The organism is Nocardia sp. NPDC051900, from assembly GCF_044452545.1.
Lineage (GTDB): Bacteria > Actinomycetota > Actinomycetes > Mycobacteriales > Mycobacteriaceae > Nocardia > Nocardia sichangensis.
This window is the reverse complement of sequence record NZ_JBITBU010000024.1, coordinates 21,257-34,780: the sequence shown is the minus strand read 5'-3', so window position 1 is coordinate 34,780 and position 13,524 is coordinate 21,257. Positions and strand designations below refer to the sequence as shown.

At 68.5% G+C, this 13,524-nt stretch carries 13 protein-coding genes; 6 read left to right on the top strand and 7 right to left on the bottom strand.

Annotation, left to right across the window (positions count from 1 at the left end; translation table 11 throughout):
- The first annotated feature begins 14 nt into the window (after positions 1-14).
- The gene (locus ACIA5H_RS32080) at positions 15-977 is read left to right on the top strand and encodes a DUF1702 family protein (protein WP_356961059.1); all 963 of its coding nucleotides are present in this window, start codon (positions 15-17) and stop codon (positions 975-977) included.
- A gap of 9 nt (positions 978-986) precedes the next feature.
- Positions 987-1,790: an SDR family oxidoreductase gene (locus ACIA5H_RS32075; RefSeq protein ID WP_397079542.1), complete on the top strand. Its 804-nt coding sequence runs from the start codon at positions 987-989 to the stop codon at positions 1,788-1,790.
- 66 nt (positions 1,791-1,856) lie between these two features.
- On the opposite strand, the gene ACIA5H_RS32070 is transcribed toward ACIA5H_RS32075, so the two are convergent.
- Complete coding sequence (locus ACIA5H_RS32070; protein WP_356961055.1) at positions 1,857-2,294, bottom strand: hypothetical protein; 438 nt, start codon at positions 2,292-2,294, stop codon at positions 1,857-1,859.
- A 99-nt stretch (positions 2,295-2,393) separates the two neighbouring features.
- Here ACIA5H_RS32070 and ACIA5H_RS32065 point away from each other — a divergent pair, with 99 nt between their 5' ends.
- From ACIA5H_RS32065 to ACIA5H_RS32055, 3 genes are all read left to right on the top strand, one after another.
- Positions 2,394-2,963, top strand: coding sequence for a TetR/AcrR family transcriptional regulator (locus ACIA5H_RS32065; protein ID WP_397079540.1), 570 nt, complete (start codon positions 2,394-2,396; stop codon positions 2,961-2,963).
- 86 nt (positions 2,964-3,049) lie between these two features.
- Complete coding sequence (locus tag ACIA5H_RS32060) at positions 3,050-3,421, top strand: hypothetical protein (RefSeq protein WP_397079538.1); 372 nt, start codon at positions 3,050-3,052, stop codon at positions 3,419-3,421.
- Between the two features lie 134 nt (positions 3,422-3,555).
- Positions 3,556-6,087, top strand: a complete 2,532-nt coding sequence (locus tag ACIA5H_RS32055; RefSeq protein WP_397079536.1) for a tetratricopeptide repeat protein — start codon at positions 3,556-3,558, stop codon at positions 6,085-6,087.
- Positions 6,088-6,196: 109 nt separating this feature from the next.
- Here the strand turns inward: ACIA5H_RS32055 and ACIA5H_RS32050 are convergent, their stop codons facing one another.
- Positions 6,197-7,480 (bottom strand): MFS transporter, encoded by a 1,284-nt coding sequence (locus tag ACIA5H_RS32050; protein WP_355077923.1) that lies wholly within the window; start codon positions 7,478-7,480, stop codon positions 6,197-6,199.
- A 305-nt stretch (positions 7,481-7,785) separates the two neighbouring features.
- Complete coding sequence (locus ACIA5H_RS32045; protein WP_379253286.1) at positions 7,786-8,373, bottom strand: TetR/AcrR family transcriptional regulator; 588 nt, start codon at positions 8,371-8,373, stop codon at positions 7,786-7,788.
- 72 nt (positions 8,374-8,445) lie between these two features.
- Here ACIA5H_RS32045 and ACIA5H_RS32040 point away from each other — a divergent pair, with 72 nt between their 5' ends.
- Positions 8,446-9,165, top strand: coding sequence for an SDR family oxidoreductase (locus ACIA5H_RS32040; RefSeq protein ID WP_397079533.1), 720 nt, complete (start codon positions 8,446-8,448; stop codon positions 9,163-9,165).
- A gap of 3 nt (positions 9,166-9,168) precedes the next feature.
- On the opposite strand, the gene ACIA5H_RS32035 is transcribed toward ACIA5H_RS32040, so the two are convergent.
- Genes ACIA5H_RS32035 through ACIA5H_RS32020 form a run of 4 tightly spaced genes read right to left on the bottom strand, consistent with a single transcriptional unit; the run spans position 9,169 to position 13,409 of the window.
- Positions 9,169-9,960, bottom strand: coding sequence for a 3-oxoacyl-ACP reductase (locus ACIA5H_RS32035; protein WP_397079642.1), 792 nt, complete (start codon positions 9,958-9,960; stop codon positions 9,169-9,171).
- Between the two features lie 2 nt (positions 9,961-9,962).
- The gene (locus tag ACIA5H_RS32030) at positions 9,963-11,321 is read right to left on the bottom strand and encodes an aldehyde dehydrogenase family protein (protein ID WP_397079531.1); all 1,359 of its coding nucleotides are present in this window, start codon (positions 11,319-11,321) and stop codon (positions 9,963-9,965) included.
- The gene (locus tag ACIA5H_RS32025) at positions 11,318-12,064 is read right to left on the bottom strand and encodes a gamma-glutamyl-gamma-aminobutyrate hydrolase family protein (protein WP_397079529.1); all 747 of its coding nucleotides are present in this window, start codon (positions 12,062-12,064) and stop codon (positions 11,318-11,320) included. The genes ACIA5H_RS32030 and ACIA5H_RS32025 overlap by 4 nt, the downstream gene beginning before the upstream one ends.
- Positions 12,045-13,409: a glutamine synthetase family protein gene (locus tag ACIA5H_RS32020; protein WP_379253282.1), complete on the bottom strand. Its 1,365-nt coding sequence runs from the start codon at positions 13,407-13,409 to the stop codon at positions 12,045-12,047. Before ACIA5H_RS32020 ends, ACIA5H_RS32025 begins: the two co-directional genes overlap by 20 nt.
- Positions 13,410-13,524 lie beyond the last annotated feature (115 nt).

Genomic DNA, 13,524 nt, shown 5'->3' with positions numbered 1-13,524 from the left:
GATTGGAGAACCCCATGCCCTCGCCGTTGGGTCCGCTGCGCGCGGCCCTGTTCGTCCCCAGTCCGGCCAGTGTCCGCCAGGTGCTCAGCGGATTCGAGCAGCCCGACCAGCACACCGCGCTCGAACTCGAGCAGGTGACGATGCATTTGGTCGGCGGCATCGACTCCGCGGTCCGCAGCTCCGACAACGACGAGCTGATCGCCACCCTCTTGCGGGTGCCGCCGAAGTACCGCGGGTTCGCCTACGAGGGCGCGGCGGTCGGCCTCACCGCTGTCGACTCGCTCTCGCCCGGCCGGCGCGCCGCCGACCTGATCGACGGCCCGGCCAGCGAATACGCGCTGACCATGTACGTCGGCGTCGGCCTCGCCATGGCGAAGATCCCGAAGTTCCGGTGGAAGAAGCTGTTCCCGCAGCACCCGCTGTTCCGCTGGCTCGCCATCGACGGCTACGGCTTCTACAAGGCGTTCTTCCAGATGCAGCGCTACGTGCGGGACAAGCACGTCGAGACCCGCTACCCCGGCTGGCTCGGCGACCGCGACAACCTGAAGCGCATCGCGGACCAGGGCATGGGCCGCGCGCTGTGGTTCATCGGCGGCGGCAGCCCGGCCGGTGTCGTGCGGCTGATCGGCGAGTTCGAGCCGAAACGGCACGCCGATCTGTGGAGCGGCGTCGGCATCGCCGTCACCTTCGCGGGCGGCGTGGAATCGGCTGCGATGGAGGAACTCTGGGACGTGGCCGGTGAGTTCCGGCCGCAGTTGTCGCTGGGCTCGGCCATGGTCGCCCGCATCCGGCAGCAGACCAACAGCGTCAACGAGCACAGCGAAGCGGCGGCGCAGGTCTTCTGCGGAACCACCGTGGCGAAGACCGACGCGCTGATCGAGAGTTCGCTCGATGATCTGCCCGACGACGGCAGCTCCGCCACCTATCTGCTGTGGCGAGACCGGATCGCCGACATCGTCACCGCCAGTCGAGCCTGAGTCGCCGCGATGGCACGGGTCAAGGACTGGGTCGGCAAGCACGTCATCGTCACCGGAGGATCGGAAGGGATCGGCGCCGCGGTGGCGGAGGCCTTCGCGGGGCGTGGGGCGCAGGTCTCGCTCATCGCGCGGCGGAAGCTTCCGCTGCGCGACACCGCGAAACGACTGGGCGCGGACTGGGCCGCCGCGGACGTCACGAGCGCGGACCAACTCGCCTCGGCCATCACGGAACTGGAGCAGCGCAACGGACCGTGCGAGGTCATCGCCTGCTGTGCCGGTCTCGCGCTGCCCGGGCGGTTCCTCGAAGTGCGGCCCGACGAGTTCGAGGTGCAGATGTCGGCGAACTATCTCGGTGCGGTGCACGCGGTGCGGCGGGTGCTGCCCGGCATGGTGGAGCGGTCCAGGGGAAAGATCCTTTTGGTCAGCTCCACGTCGGCGTTTCTCGGCATCACCGGGTATACCGCCTACGGACCGACCAAGGCGAGCATCCGGCAGCTGGCGTTGTGCCTGCGCTACGAAGTGGAGCCGAAAGGCGTGGCCGTCACGGTGATCTATCCTGCCGACACCGACACACCGGGGCTGGCCATGGAGAACACCCGTAAGCCGGTCGAAACCAAGGCGATCACCGGGTCGATCGAGCCGATGCCTGCCGAGCGCGTCGCCGAGGCCGCCGTGCGCGGCCTGGAACGCGGCCGCCACCACATCGCGCTCGACCCGCTCACGCGATTCTTCCTGGCCTGGGCGAACCTGCCCGAGGACATGGCGCGGCCGTTCATGCGCCGCACCATAGCCAAGGCACTGCGCGGCAGCTGAACGCCGACCCGGCAAAGGCCCGCTCACCCATCGACTTGCGATGCGTGAGCGGGCCTTTCGCCGTTCTCAGCCGATGATTATGACCACGCAGGCCGCGATGAACAGGACCTGAACCAGCGCCCGCAGCGGCAGCGGCATGGTCTTGATGCCCAGTTCGGCGCGGGCGGCGCGGACGTTCGCTGGGAACAGCGCCACCAGCAGCGCGATCAGACAGGCCGCGGCCAGGTCGGCGGTCGCGGGAATGAGGACGCCGACCGCACCCGCCAGTTCCAGCACGCCGGTCAACGTCACCAGCGCCGGGGCGTTCGGCAGCCGGGGCGGAACCATGGCGACCAGAGCGTCGCGGCGCGGCTGGAGGAAGTGCGCGCTCGACGTGAGCGCGAGCATCGCGGCCAGCCCGAGCGCGGTCGCGTGCGCCCACGAATCGAGCCAGCCGTTGCCGGTGAGCCAGCCGATGAGCCGGGCGAGTGCGGTGACGGCGACGAGGACGACCAGCGGTGCCATCGGGATCTCCTGTGGATCGAAGAGCAAATCTTGACAGTGGAAAGATACGGCCGCGGTCATGAACTTGTCAATGTCTAGATGATGGGTCACCATCGAGGTATGGCGAAGGACGGTTATCACCACGGAGATCTCCGCGCGGCACTGCTCACCGCCGCCGCCGAGCGGATCGCCGCCGACGGCGTCGACGCGCTCTCCCTGCGCAACCTGGCCCGGCACGCGGGCGTCTCGCACGCCGCGCCCGCCCACCACTTCGGTGATCGAGCAGGACTGCTCACCGCGTTGGCCACCGAGGGATTCGAACTGCTGGCCGAACAGCTCGCGCAGGCCGGTTCGGACTTTCGTGAGGTCGCGGTGGCCTACATTCGCTTCGCGCGCGAGCATCCGGGACACTTCGACGTGATGTTCCGGCACAGCCTTCTCCACGCGGAGAACGAGACTCTGCGCGCCGCGCGAGAACGATCCGGGTCGGCGCTGCGCTCCGGCGTTTCGAGCATCCAGCCGCGCCACAGTCAGGACCGTCAGTTGTCGACCCGACTCGCCGCGTGGTCGCTGGTGCACGGCTTCGCTTCGCTGTGGCGCGAAGGCGCACTGCATAATTCAGCACTGGCCACCGACTCCGATCCGGAGATCCTGGCCCGCAAGATGCTGTCCACCATCCATTTCGACTGACCGCAAACCGGCTTGCGCCGAGCCGCCATCGTGCTATCCAGAGACCCGGAAGGAGCAGGCGGCCACACCCCCGCTGCCATCGACACATGGACATCCACGCCTACCCCACCGACGCGACCACACCGGTGGACCCGACCGAGGCACACCGGATCGCCGAGCGGCATCTCACCAACGGCGATTACGCCGATCGCGGCATCACCTATCAGCTAGCGGAGTTCGACACCTGCTTCGTCGCCGTCGCCACCTTCCCCCGGTCGCCGCACGCCGACCCGGACAGTCCGCCGGTGATCGTCGGCGGCTCCGTCTGCGTCATCGACAAGCCCACCGGCGCGGTCTCCTATTGGCCGACCTACCCGGCCGACCTGGTCGCCGACCAGTACGCGACCGCGCTGCGCGACGGGACACTCGTCATCGAGGACGACTGGCCGGAGGGCGACGAGGCACCCTCCTCGGCGTGACCGAGTCCCACATCCACGACGCTCGACCACGACGCGATCCCATACAACGACGAGCCCGAACCTGTCGGACCCCGCTGTTAGCCTGAGCACCAGGATCGGCGCTCTTTCGCTCACGAAATCCATTGGGGGATCGCATGTTCGAAGATCAAACGCTCGAAGACGCCGGACCGGCTCCGACGCCCCGTCCGCAGAGCTCCGCGGAAGCGATCGATCCGTTTCGCGAGTGGCAGGAGACCGCTCCGGACGGAGTTCCCGAAGCCGACCTGCGCCGTGCCGTCGCAGTGGCGACCTTGTTCGGCGCGGATGATTCCGCCGAGGCGGAACAACTGATGACAGTCATCTTCGGGAATGGACTCGATACCGCCGCCGACCGGGTGGCGGTCGTCCAGTGGCTGCGGTCCAAGTTCCCGAGCGAGCGGTATCTCGATCCCTCGCCCGGCCCGCTCGGCGACGCGCTCGTCGGTCAGGCGCTGCGCGCGGAAACAGACGCCGGGGTACGGCTGCTGGCCGACGGGGTGCACAGCGCTTCTCTCCGCCAGCGCGAGCGATGCTTCGAAATCCTCTCCCGGCTCCGCACGACAGACGAATACATCGCCTCCACGTGCGCGAAGTATGTCGCCGCTCATCATCGCCGGTTGGCCGAATACATCGCGGATTCCTCGGAGAGCGACCCGGAAGTCCGGCTTCCCGGCTCGATCACCCATCTCCTCCTCAGCTCGATACCGAATAGCCCGGCCGACGGGTCGAACTCCGGGGGCACACGACAGCTGACGCTCTCGTTGATCGAGATCGGCGATCGCCTCCGCGCCGCAGGCGACACGCGGGCAGCCGGGCGACTGTACCGCCGCGCGTTCCTCCTCGGTCTCGATGACGACCTCGACGGCCCCCTCGCCGAGAAGCGCGATTCCGACGGTGAACTCACCCCGCTCGCGAGCAGGGCGGCCGAAGCCGGGCGCCTGTACCGACGCTCCGTCGCCATCGGGGAACGTGTCGCCACCGCGCAACCGGCCGACTCCGGTTACCGCCGCGATCTGTCGGTGTCGTACGGCAAACTGGCCGATCTGGAACGGAAAGCGGGCGCGGTCGACGCGGCGACCAGACTGCACTACTGCGCGCTCGCCATCGTCGAAGAACTCGCGGAGGCCGAACCCGCGAACCGCGTGTATCGCCGCGATCTCGCTGTCGTCAACGAGAAGATCGGCGACATCGCTCACGCCGCGGGCGATGCCGACAAAGCCGCGCGCCACTACGGGATCACGCTCCTCCTCACCGAAGAACTCGCCGCGGCCGACCCCGAGAATACGCTCTACCGACGCGATCTCTCGGTGTCCTACAACAAGCTGGGCGATCTGGCGTCGGCCACCGGCGACCTCGATGAGGCCGCTCGGCGCTACCAGCTCGCGATCAGCATGGCGCGAGAACTGGTCGATGCCGATCCGGACAACCTCCAGTACCAGCGGGATCTTTCGATCGGCTACGACAAGCTCGCCGAAATGGCCCGGACTCGAGGAGATCTGGACGAAGCGATCCGCCTGTACCGGCGCTCGATGGAGATCGCCGAAGCGCTCGTCGCCGCCGAACCCTCGAACCTCGGATACCGACGCGACCTCTCGATCACCGCAGACCGGCTCGGCGGGGCGATCCGCGCGAACGGCGATCCGCACGAGGCCATCCGGCACTACCATCGCGCCCTCGCTCTCACACAGGAACTCCTCGCCGCCGACCCCACCAATCCGCAGTACCGCCGCGACCTCGTCGTCACGTGCAATGTGCTCGGCGACATCGCCAGAGAATGGCGCGACTTCGGCGAAGCCGCCCGGTTCTACCGACGTGCGCTGGAGGGCACGGAGGAACTGGCCGCGAGCGCACCTGGCAATCTCCGATATCGTCGCGACCTCTTGGTCGTCCACGATGCGCTGGGCTCGTTGGCGATGGATCAGGGCGACTACGACGGCGCGGCGACCCACTGCAGGCCTGCCCTGATTCATGCGGAGGAACTGTCGGCCGCCGACCCGGTGAACCTTCGGTCTCGGCGTGACCTGCTGCTGGCCTACAACGCGCTCGGCAGAGTCGTAGCCGCCCAGGGAGATCACGGGGAGGCGACGCGACTGTACGAGCACGCCATCGCGGTCGCCGCGAGCCTGGTCGAATCCGCGCCGGAAAACCGCACCTACCGCAGAGATCTCTCGTTCTGCTACCACCGGTTCGGCGACCACGCCCGTGCACGGAACGATCTCGCCGAAGCCGATCGCGCATACCGGAACGCCATGAACATCGATCTCGCTCTGGTGGACTCTCAGCCGTCCAACCCGTCTTACCGCCGCGACCTATCGGTCACTTACGACCGCCTCGGCACTCTCTCACGAGCGAGCGGCGACCACCATGCCGCGCGAGACTGGTACAACCGCTCGGCCGAGATCGCCGAGGAACTGTCGGCGGCCGACCCGGGCAACCTCGGCTATCGCCGCGATCTGCTGTCCTGCTGCGACAAACTGGGCAGCCTCGCTCGCGACACCGGCGATATCGCCGGCGCGGCCCAGCATTTCCGCCGCGGACTCGCTGTCGCCGACCATCTGGTGCGCTCGGCGCCATCCGATCTCGGCTACCAGCGCGATCTGGCCCTGATGTACGAACGTCTCGCCGACCTGGCGGGCGGTGTCCGCTGAGATATCGACGATGTTCCGGCATCGATCGACGCACAGGCTCGTGGCGGCTCGGCATTGAGGTGGCCGATACGACCGCGCACACTCCCACCGGATGTTTCGACGCCGTGATTCAGAACGCGGGCTGGGCGGGGAGGTCAGGATTCGGGTCCGGACTCGACTCACCCGCGTCGGGGACTTCGGTACCGCGCAGCGAGGTTCCGGCGGTTTCGCGCAGGTAGTTCCAGGCGACCAGGCCGATCAGGGAAGCGCCGACCATGTAGACGGCGGGGAACAGCGACCAGCCGGTCGCCTCGATGACGGCCTCGTTGATCAGCGGGGCGGTGCCGCCGAAGATCGCGGTGGAGACGTTGTAGGCCAGCGCGAAGCCCGCGTACCGGACATGGGTCGGGAAGATCGCGGGGAAGGTGGAGCTGATGGTGGACAACTGCGGCAGGTACAACAGTCCGAGCACGATGAAGCCGAAGATCGCCCATACCGTGCCCTGGCCCATCAGCCAGTACATCGGCACCGCGAGCACGCTGAGACCGGTCAGCGAGAACAACCACATCGGGCGGCGGCCGACGTTGTCGGACAGCCGGCCGAAGAACGGCAGCACCAGCATCATCACCAACTGACCGAGCAGCATCATCGCGGTGGTGGCCGATTCGCCCAAGCCGATCGTTTTCTGCAGATAGGTGGGCTGATAGGTCAGCAGCGTGTAATTGACCACGTTGAGCGCGACCACCAGTCCGGCCAGCGTCAGCGTCTCGCGCCGGTAGGTGGTCACCACCTCACGCAGACCGCCTGGCGGGCGCTTGTGCTCGGCGACCTCGGTGAACACCGGGCTCTCGTCGAGCCTGGCCCGCAGGTACCAGCCGGTCAGGCCGAGCGGGATGGCGATCAGGAACGGGATGCGCCAGCCCCAGTCGTGCATGGTGTCCGAACCGAGCGCGAGCTGGCAGGCCAGCACCGTCGCGGAGCCGCCGACGAAGCCCGCGAGCGTGCCGAACTCGAGGAAACTGCCGAGGAATCCGCGTTTGCGGTCGGACGCGCACTCGGCGAGATACGTTGCCGCGCCGCCATATTCGCCGCCGGTCGAGAAGCCCTGCACCACGCGGAGCAGGATCAGCAGGATGGGCGCCAGCACGCCGACGGACGCGTGGGTGGGCAACACGCCGATGGCGCCGGTGGCGGCGGCCATGAGCAGGATCGTGGTGGCCAGCACGGCTTTACGGCCGATGCGGTCACCGAGCGGGCCCCACACCATGCCGCCGAGCGGCCGGAGCACGAACGAGATGGCGAAGCCGAGCATGGTGCCGAGCGTGCCCAGTTCCCCGGGGAAGAAGGCATCGGTCAGATACGTCGCGGTGGCCGCGTAGACGCCGTAGTCGAACCATTCGGTCGCGTTGCCCATGGCGGAGGCCGCGACGGAACGTCGCAGCGGGAAACTCTCGGAAGTTCGATCGGTCACGTGCACGTCCTCTCCAGTCCGTCACGGACCTCGGTTCGTTCCACCTCCGGCCGCGAGAACCGAAGGTGTGGCACGAAACAGACCGATACCCAGGATTCGCCCCGGGCAAACAGTCACGTAACAGGAAGAGGGCGAACACATCTGCGCTGACCTGCGACTCCACTCGCAATTGTGATGCCGGTCACATATGCGCTCAGGCCGCACCGGTCGCCGCCTCCACGACGGTCGCGATACGACGGCGCTCGCGCTCACTTCGGCCCGAGCATGGCGGCGATACCCGCGGCGACTTCCTTCGCCAACGCCCCGTCGACCGGAGCGTGCCGCCCGAGCAGGCGGTACCACATCACTCCGAAAGCGAAATCGACCACGAGGTCCAACGACACCGCCCCGGTGAACCGACCACTGTCCACACCTCGCCGCAGCAGCGTGCGCAACACCTCACGACGCGGGCCGATCACGGCGTCCTGCAACAGCTGCGACAGCGCCGGATCGCGCTGCGCGTCGGCCATCAGTCCGACCAGAGCCTGACCCGTCAGCTCGCGCGTGAGTTCGTAGGTCGCGGTGAGCAAGCCTTCGACCTCGGCGAGCACGTCGGCGGACTCGGCGCGCACACGCAATGCCGGGTTCTCCTCGACGAGCCCGGCCAACGCCTCCATGAGCACCGCGGCCTTGTCCGGCCACCAGCGATACACCGTCTGCCTGCCCGCGCCCGCGGCGTCGGCGATGGCCTTGATGGTCAGGTCCTGGTAGCCGTCCCGTTCACACAGTTCCAGCGCGGCGCGCAGGATCGCGCGCCTGGTTTCCTCGCTGCGCGGGCGGCCACGGGTTCCGGTCATGCCGATACTTTACAAGACACCGTGCCTCGTTTATATTTCGAGACACAGAGCTTCGAAAATCAGGAGGATGTTGTGGGCAACCGGGTCGTCATCGTGGGCGGTACATCGGGCATCGGCCTGGCCGCGGCGCGCAGGCTCGCCGACCACGGGCACGAGGTGATCGTCGCGGGGCGCGACCAGGGCAGGCTCGAGGCCGCATTGGCCGATCTCGGCGAGAACGTCACCGGCCGTACCGTGGACGCGCGTGACGAGGCGGAACTGACCCGATTCTTCGCGGAGATCGGGCCGATCGACCATGTGGTGGTGACCGTGACCGGACCGTCGGGCACGACGCCGTTCCGCGAGCTCGAACTCGAGCATCTGCGCCGCCACGTCGAGGGCAAACTGCTCCCGCACACCGCCGCGACGCAAGCCGCGCTGCCGCACCTGAACGAGGGCGGTTCGATCACCCTGGTGTCGGCGGCCTCGGCGGGCGGCTCGATGCCCGCCACCGCGGCGCTGGCGGCGGTCAATGCCGGTGTGGAGGCGATGGTTCCGGTGCTGGCGGTCGAGCTCGCGCCATTGCGCGTGAACGCGGTGTCCCCCGGCGTGATCGACACCGAATGGTGGAGCTTCCTGCCCGACGGCGCGCGCACCGAGGTCTTCGACCAGATCGCCGCGACCACGCCGGTGGGGCGGGTCGGCACCGCCGACGACGTGGCCCACGCGATCGAATTCCTGGTGGACAACGCGTTCACGACCGGAATCGTGGTGCGTGTCGACGGCGGCGCACGATTGGGCGCGCCGAAGTAGGTCCTACAGCGGCGTCACGTAGGCCCCCGCGATGCCGCCGTCCACCAGGAACTGGGACGCGGTGATGAACGAGGAATCGTCGCTGGCGAGGAAGGCCACGGCAGCGGCGATCTCCTCCGGTTCGGCGAACCGGCCGAGCGGCACGTGCACCAGGCGGCGGGCGGCGCGCTCCGGGTCCTTGGCGAACAGTTCCTGGAGTAGCGGGGTGTTCACCGGCCCGGGGCACAGGGCGTTCACCCGAATGCCGTCGCGGGCGAACTGCACGCCGAGTTCGCGGCTCATCGCCAGTACGCCGCCCTTGGAGGCGGTGTAGGAGATCTGCGAGGTCGCCGCACCCATGACCGCGACGAACGAGGCGGTGTTGATCACCGATCCTCTGCCGCGCTCGAGCATGTGCTCGATGGCGTACTTGCTGCACAGGTACACGGAGGTCAGGTTGACCTCCTGAACCCGCCGCCACGCGTCGATGCCGGTGGTCAGGATCGAATCGTCCTCCGGCGGGGAGATGCCCGCGTTGTTGAACGCGATGTCCAGCCCGCCGTAGGTGTCGACCGCGGTCTGGAACAGGGCCTTGACCTGGTCTTCGTCGGTGACGTCCACGTGCACGTACCGGCCGCCGACCTCTTTGGCGGCCGCCTCGCCGGTCCCGGCGTCGATGTCCGCGACCACCACCTTCGCCCCCTCCGCCGCGAAGCGACGGACCGTGGCCAGACCGATACCGCTCCCGCCGCCGGTGACGACGGCGACTCGATCCTGTAAGCGCTGCAACGTATCTCCTGTCGGATGTGCGGGTATCACTACGTGGCGAGGAAGACGTTCTTGGTCTCGGTGAAGGCGAGCGCGGCGTCCGGGCCGAGTTCGCGCCCGAGCCCGGACTGCTTGAAGCCGCCGAACGGCGTCCAGTACCGCACGGACGAATGCGAGTTCACCGACAGGTTGCCCGCCTCCACACCGCGGGCCACGCGCAGCGCGCGGCCGACGTCGCGGGTCCAGATCGAGCCGGAGAGGCCGTAATTCGTGTCGTTGGCGATGCGCAGCGCGTCGGCCTCGTCCTCGAACGGGACCACCGCGACCACCGGCCCGAACACCTCGTCGGTGAGCACCCGGTCGGTGGCCGCGCCGGGCAGCACCACGGTCGGCGGATACCAGAATCCGGGACCGTCGGGCGCGCTTCCGGTGAACGCGACCTTGGTCGAGGGCTGCACGAACTCGGCCACTCGCTCTCGGTGCGCGGCCGAGATCAGCGGGCCCATCTCGGTGGATTCGTCGGACGGGTCGCCGACGCGCACCCCCTGCACGGCGGGTTCCAGCAGCTCCAGGAACCGGTCGAACACACTGCGCTGCACAAGGATCCGGGAGCGGGCGCAGCAGTCCTGCCCGGCGTTGTCGAAGACGCCGTAGGGCGCTGTCGCCGCCGCCTGTTCCAGGTCGGCGTCGGCGAACACGACGTTCGCGCTCTTGCCGCCGAGTTCCAGCGTCACCCGCTTCACCTGCCGAGCGCAGCCCGCCATGATCCGCGTGCCCACCTCCGTGGAACCGGTGAACACCACCTTGCGGACGGCCGGGTGGGTGACGAAGCGCTCTCCCACCACCGACCCCTTGCCGGGCAGCACCTGGAACACACCCTCGGGCAGGCCCGCCTCGAGCGCCAGTTCACCGAGTCGCAGCGCGGTCAGCGGCGTCAGCTCGGCGGGTTTGAGCACCACGGTGTTGCCCGCGGCGAGCGCGGGCGCGAAACCCCAGGCCGCGATCGGCATCGGGAAATTCCACGGCACGATCACGCCGACCACGCCGAGCGGTTCGTGGAAGGTGATGTCGACTCCACCCGCGACCGGAATCTGACTGCCCAGCAACCGTTCCGGCATTCCGGCCGCGTAGTGCAGCACGTCGCGGACGTTGCCCGCCTCCCAACGCGCGTTGCCGATGGTGTGCCCCGCGTTGGCGACCTCGAGCCGGGCGAGCCGCTCCACATCCGCGTCGACCGCCTCGGCGAACCGGCGCAGCAATCTCGCCCGATCGCCGGGCGCCACCTCGCGCCACCCGGCCGACGCGCGCTGCGCGGCGGCGACGGCGGCATCGGTCTCGGCTTCGCCGACGAGTTCGACGGTGGTGACCACCTGTTCGGTCGCCGGGTTGAGCACCTGCGCTGTCGTCACGAGTCCCGCTCCCTTCGATAGGTGTCCGCCGCCTCGGCCAGCGCCCGCACCAGCCTGCGATCGGTGGCGTCGGCCTCCGGATGCCACTGCACGCCGACCAGGAACGACCCGTCGGTGGACTCCACCGCCTCGATCGTGCCGTCCGCGGCGTACGCGGTGGCGGTCAGGCCCTCGGCGAGCCGATCGACGGCCTGGTGATGGTGGCAGTTCACCTTCACCTCCGGACCGGCCAGCCGCGCGACCCGGCTGCCCGCGATGGTCAGCACCCGGGTCGCGGTGAACCCGCCCTCGACGCCGGAGTGTTCCTCGTGCCCGACCACATCGGGCAGATGCGGGATCAGCGTGCCGCCGAGCGCCACGTTCGCCAGCTGTAGCCCGCGGCACACCGCGAGAATCGGCATGCCCGCGGCTCTGGCCAGCTCGAACAGGCCGAACTCCGACTCGTCCCGGTCCGGCCTGGTGTAGGCGGGGATTCCGGCGGCAGGGCCGCCGTAGCGCGCTGGATCGACGTCCGCGCCGCCGGTCAGCACCAACCCGTCGAGCCGTCGCACCAGCTCGGGACGCGCGACGCCGGCGGGCGGCAGCAGCACCGGGATGCCGCCCGCGGCGGCCACCATCTCGACGTAGGCGTGCGGCAGCACCGCGCACGGCAGATCCCACGCGTTGAAGCGGGCCTGCTCCACATAGGTGGGCAGGCCGATCACGGGACGGGCTCCCGCGACCTCAGAGTCGTTCGAAACCACGAATACGCTCCCAGTCGGTGACCGCGGCGTCGTAGGCGTCCAGTTCGACCCGCGCCGCGTTGCGATAGTGCTCCACTACATCATCACCGAAGGCCGCGCGGGCCACCGCGCTGTCCCCGAACAGCTGGGCCGCTTCGCGCAGCGTACGCGGCACACGGGGGCGCTCGGAGTGATAGGCGTTGCCGTGGAATTCCGGCTCGAGCGGCAGCCCGCGGTCGATGCCGTGCAGTCCCGCCGCGATCAGCGCGGCCACGGCCAGGTACGGGTTCACGTCACCGCCGGGCACCCGGTTCTCGAAGCGCAGCCCATGATCCTCGCCGACCACGCGGATGGCGCAGGTCCGGTTGTCCCGGCCCCACGCGATCGCGGTCGGCGCGAAGCTGCCCGCGACGAATCGCTTGTAGGAGTTGATGTTCGGCGCGAGCAGGTAGGTGAACTCGCGCAAGCAGTCCAGCTGGCCCGCGATGAAGTGCCGCATCAACGGCGACATGCCGTCCGCGCCGTCCCCCGCGAAGACCGGCTCGCCGGCCTCGCCGCGCAGGCTCAAATGAATATGGCAGGAATTGCCTTCCCGCTCATTGTATTTCGCCATGAAGGTGAGGCTGCGCCCTTCCTGCGCCGCGATCTCCTTCGCACCGGTCTTGTAGATACTGTGGTTGTCGCAGGTGACCAGAGCTTCGTCGTACCGGAACGCGATCTCGTGCTGGCCGGGGTTGCACTCGCCTTTGGCCGACTCGACATACATCCCCGCGCCGTCCATCTCCTTGCGGATACGGCGCAACAACGGCTCGATCCGCCCGGTGCCGAGCATCGAGTAGTCGACGTTGTACTGATTGGCCGGCGTCAGCCCGCGGTACCCCGCGTTCCAGGCCGCCTCGTAGCTGTCGTCGAACACCAGGAACTCGAGTTCGGTCCCGACGAACGCGCGCAGGCCGCGCTCGCTCAACCGGTCCAACTGTTTGCGCAGCACCTGGCGCGGTGAAGCCGCGACCGCCCGCCCTTCCGGCACCACGTGCTCGACGTCGCAGAGCACCAGCGCGGTGCCCGGCCACCACGGGGCCGTCCGCAGCGTGCGCAGATCCGGCCGCAGCACGACGTCTCCGTACCCGGTCTCCCACGACGAGAGGGCGTATCCGTCGACGGTCGTCATGTCCACGTCCACCGCGAGCAGGTAGCCGCAGGCCTCGGTGGCGTGCTCGAGCACCTCGTCCAGGAAATAGCGTGCCGCGCAGCGCTTCCCTTGCAGTCGCCCCTGCATGTCGGTCATGGCGACCAGCACAGTGTCGATCTCACCCGTATCGACCTGGTCCCGCAATTGCGCCACACTCAGCATCCCGCTACGCATCCATGACCCCTCTCGGCACCAACCGTGCTCACGCTAGAGCAAAACGGACACCTTTGTGACGTGACACCGGAATCTCGTTCCCGGCGCGTAGCGGTGTGCGATCAGGCCAGCTCAG

Bases quoted from the DNA above. Each gene is read 5' to 3' on its own strand.
- ACIA5H_RS32080 (WP_356961059.1), top strand. From the start codon at position 15: ATGCCCTCGCCGTTGGGTCCGCTGCGCGCGGCCCTGTTCGTCCCCAGT.
- ACIA5H_RS32075 (WP_397079542.1), top strand. From the start codon at position 987: ATGGCACGGGTCAAGGACTGGGTCGGCAAGCACGTCATCGTCACCGGA.
- ACIA5H_RS32070 (WP_356961055.1), bottom strand. From the start codon at position 2,294: ATGGCACCGCTGGTCGTCCTCGTCGCCGTCACCGCACTCGCCCGGCTC.
- ACIA5H_RS32065 (WP_397079540.1), top strand. From the start codon at position 2,394: ATGGCGAAGGACGGTTATCACCACGGAGATCTCCGCGCGGCACTGCTC.
- ACIA5H_RS32060 (WP_397079538.1), top strand. From the start codon at position 3,050: ATGGACATCCACGCCTACCCCACCGACGCGACCACACCGGTGGACCCG.
- ACIA5H_RS32055 (WP_397079536.1), top strand. From the start codon at position 3,556: ATGTTCGAAGATCAAACGCTCGAAGACGCCGGACCGGCTCCGACGCCC.
- ACIA5H_RS32050 (WP_355077923.1), bottom strand. From the start codon at position 7,480: ATGGGCAACGCGACCGAATGGTTCGACTACGGCGTCTACGCGGCCACC.
- ACIA5H_RS32045 (WP_379253286.1), bottom strand. From the start codon at position 8,373: ATGACCGGAACCCGTGGCCGCCCGCGCAGCGAGGAAACCAGGCGCGCG.
- ACIA5H_RS32020 (WP_379253282.1), bottom strand. From the start codon at position 13,409: ATGCGTAGCGGGATGCTGAGTGTGGCGCAATTGCGGGACCAGGTCGAT.